The 3,354-nt window shown below is 38.6% G+C and carries 3 protein-coding genes; 1 reads left to right on the plus strand and 2 read right to left on the minus strand.

Going from position 1 to position 3,354, the window contains the following annotated elements; genetic code table 11:
- Positions 1 to 82 precede the first annotated feature (82 nt).
- Positions 83 to 223 (minus strand): hypothetical protein, encoded by a 141-nt coding sequence (locus tag H6F45_RS26060; protein WP_199301919.1) that lies wholly within the window; start codon positions 221 to 223, stop codon positions 83 to 85.
- Positions 224 to 402: 179 nt separating this feature from the next.
- Between H6F45_RS26060 and H6F45_RS26065 the strand changes: the two genes are divergently transcribed.
- Positions 403 to 1,368, plus strand: coding sequence for a tyrosine-type recombinase/integrase (locus tag H6F45_RS26065; RefSeq protein ID WP_190348807.1), 966 nt, complete (start codon positions 403 to 405; stop codon positions 1,366 to 1,368).
- Positions 1,369 to 1,818: 450 nt separating this feature from the next.
- Here H6F45_RS26065 and H6F45_RS26070 read toward each other — a convergent pair whose 3' ends face one another.
- Positions 1,819 to 2,775, minus strand: a complete 957-nt coding sequence (locus tag H6F45_RS26070) for a DUF4351 domain-containing protein (protein WP_190348808.1) — start codon at positions 2,773 to 2,775, stop codon at positions 1,819 to 1,821.
- Between the last annotated feature and the right edge of the window lie 579 nt (positions 2,776 to 3,354).

The following is a 3,354-nucleotide window of genomic DNA, read 5'->3' on the forward strand; positions in this document are numbered from 1 at the left end:
GGAGGCATTGCAAGAGTGTTAAGATATCAAACATGGGCTGTGTGTGGCTTTCGAGTTATCGTTGTGGAAGACTATAACTCTACTACATCAGCCCTCTTTTTATACTCTTTTTTTGGCTAAGGTATTGGAACTTCTTTGATAGCTCAAAAATTTTCATTGCTGCTTCAAAGGCAATTTTGTAAATTCCCAAATCTTTATGATCTTTGATTGCTTCTTTATTCATTGTTTTACCTCCCCTGCTTCCCCTGCTTCCCCTGCTTCCCCTGCCTCCCCTGCTCTCTTCACCATCATCTCACTTTTTTGCGTTACTCCCCACGCCAGGAAGGGGAAACTGGCTGGGCGGTCAGGTGGTGCAGATCAATGCTAAAGTAATTATCGAAAAGACTCATTTTCGATAATTATATGCAGCCACCCCAAGAGTCAAATTCACTCGCTAAGGTGAACCCCTTTGCCATTACCGCTGAACGCGATTTGTTGGCAGAATTGTTGGTGGGCAAGCGTAATAAAAATACCCGTCATGAATACGCTAAAGATTTAAATAAATTTTTCCTGTCTGTGTGCGGTCAACAACCAACTCCCGCTTTGGTGGGACAATTTCTGCAAATGGATAGGTACTCGGCTGTAACGCTGGTTTTGCGCTACAAGGCAGAGTTGGTTGATTTGGGTTTGAAGGAAGCTACTGTTAACCGCCGATTGGCTGCAATTAAGGCGTTAGTTAACTATGCTTATAAGGTGGGTAAGTGTGATTGGACGTTAGCTGATATCAAGAGTGAGAAAATTCAACCTTACCGAGATACTTCGGGTATTACTCCTGAAGCTTTTAGAAAAATGCTGTCGATACCAGACCGGGAAACTATTAAAGGTAAACGGGATTATGCACTGCTGCGGTTATTGTGGGCTAATGCTCTGCGACGGGAGGAAGTTTCTCACTGTAATATTGAAGATTTGGATTTAGAATTACGGACTTTGAGTATTTTGGGTAAGGGTAAGGGAACTCAGAAGGAAAATGTTGATTTGCATCCTAAAACTTGCGATGCTTTGCAAGATTGGTTGTGGACAAGGAAGGAATTAGATATCAAGCAACCGTTGTTTATTTCTTTGCGACCTCACTACGGACATCGGCTGACGGGGGATGGTATTCGCAAAATTGTGGTGAAGATTGCTAGTGTGGCGGGGATTTCTAAAGTGGTCAGCCCCCATAAAATTAGACATTCATCGGTGACGGCGGCTTTGGATGCTAGTGGTGGAGATGTCAGGAGTGTGCAGAAGTTGAGCCGTCATGCTAATTTGAATACTTTAATGATTTATGATGATAACCGCACTAAAGCCCAGGGGAAAATTACTGCTTTGTTGGAAGATTTGGTGTAAGTATTCAGCTATCAGTAATCAGTAAATGGCTACGCCACGCTACGCTAACAGCTTTTACCTAGTAGGTAGACAGATTTTTTCTCAAATCATAATATTGCCAACCAAATTCTATAAGTGTTCATGAGGAATATTTGTGAGATAAAATTCGTGTTTTCAGCCTCTTTCCCCTTGCCTCTTGCCTGCCTCCATGAAAAGACTTTTTCATCAAACCCTATTTATTGGGAACATTTACGAAATAACCGCAGTTCGCTACACCTTGTATGAGTGAAAGGCTTCCAATGCAAGCTTTTCACACCAAATGGCGGGATTTTTCATCAATCGTTGCTATACCCAATATTGCGTGCGATCGCTCAACTGATTTGTTTTTCCTTATCATCCCCCGTCCCTACTGAAAATGAATTAATCTTACCCCACAGTAGTTAATGAAAAGAAAGTGGGGGGGTTTTGGTTTTATGATTCTGGTTTATTTTGTAACCATTGTTCTAAATCAGTGATAGTGGAAAAATCCAGGAGTGCTTCACCTAGTAATTCTAATTGGTCAATTGTTAGGGTGCGAATTGTGTCAATTAATGATGATTCAATTTCGCCAAATCGCCGATTTAGTTGTCGGATAATTAGTTGTTGTTCTCCTTTTAATTCACCTCGTTCCATTGCTAGTTCTTCTGTGGGACTAATGAATGGCATTTTCTTTTCCTCCTCCAAATGTTTGATTTTAGCCACTAATCCTCGTTGCAATTCTTTGGGTAATGACATCATTTTATCAATGATTTTAAAGAGTTTTACAATTTGTTCTCTTGTTAAACCCCTATCATAAAGTCCTCTAATTAATCTCCATTTCCATTGTTCCCTTTCTTCTAAATCCCCAGTGGTTGATTTGGTTTTTAAATGTGCCATTACTATGATAGCAAAGGGATTATTGCTGGCTTCTAATTCATTCCACCGTGTTTCATAATCCATCAGTTTAGCAATGGGGAATTTAAAACTTAATTCACAATCTAACATTGCTTGATGATAACTGCTTGGTCGCCACTTAGGACTTGTATCACCTAAAATCGCCAGCCCCACCACAAATTTATGATATAGGTCAAAAGCACGATAATTATAAATGTACATCCTTTCTTGGAAGTCAACATCATAATTACTTTGGACTTCAATATGAATTAAAATCCATGCTTGTGTTTTATCCAATAACCAAACTTTGTACAGTTTATCTGCTATGCGTTTTTCGGTTTCTGACGATGCTGTAATTTGTTGCAGTTCTTTGTCTAGTGATTCCGGTTTTTGTGTCCAATCAATTGCTTCATAAGTTAAAGGAAAGAAAAAGGATAAAAAATCATCAAAATATTCGTTTAATGCCTCTTTCCATGATTCATCGTAATTGGCGGTAATTTCATGATTTTGGTTCATAACAATGTTATAATATTTTCTGTGATATCCCCAATATTCCTACTTCAATTTCTTGGATTTCACCTAATATTCTAACATTAAATAGTAACTTCATACTATAATATTTTGGTTTTCTGTGAATACGGTTTAACCCTGATTCCTTGGCGAACTGCTTGCAGCAGCGCAGAGCTATCGCTCATTTGTAAATTTTCCCCAAGAATCCCCAAATATAAAATGTTTATAAAGAAAAAATCCAGTATATTCACGGGAACACGCAGCCAAACACAAAGTATAAACAAATCTTTTTAAACCGCTATGTTGGGTAGTTTTAGAGATATTGTATTTATTTGACACAAAGCCAAGTGTTTAGTTAATTTATCGTTGCTACCGTATTTATGCTTAACTTTCATCAGCAGTGTTGAGCTATTCACTGAACTTTTGTTGCAGTAGTTCTCTATTTAGCAAACAAACTACAATACCTTAGCCAAATTACGAGGGTGAAACGGTTGTAGAAGTATTGTGAATACGACCAAGAGAGGTAAGCTTGGCAAAAATCTGGGATAATAAAATAGGGTCTGGTGGTTCTGGAAGCATTTTTAA

Source organism: Sphaerospermopsis sp. FACHB-1194 (genome assembly GCF_014696235.1).
Lineage (GTDB): Bacteria > Cyanobacteriota > Cyanobacteriia > Cyanobacteriales > Nostocaceae > Sphaerospermopsis > Sphaerospermopsis kisseleviana.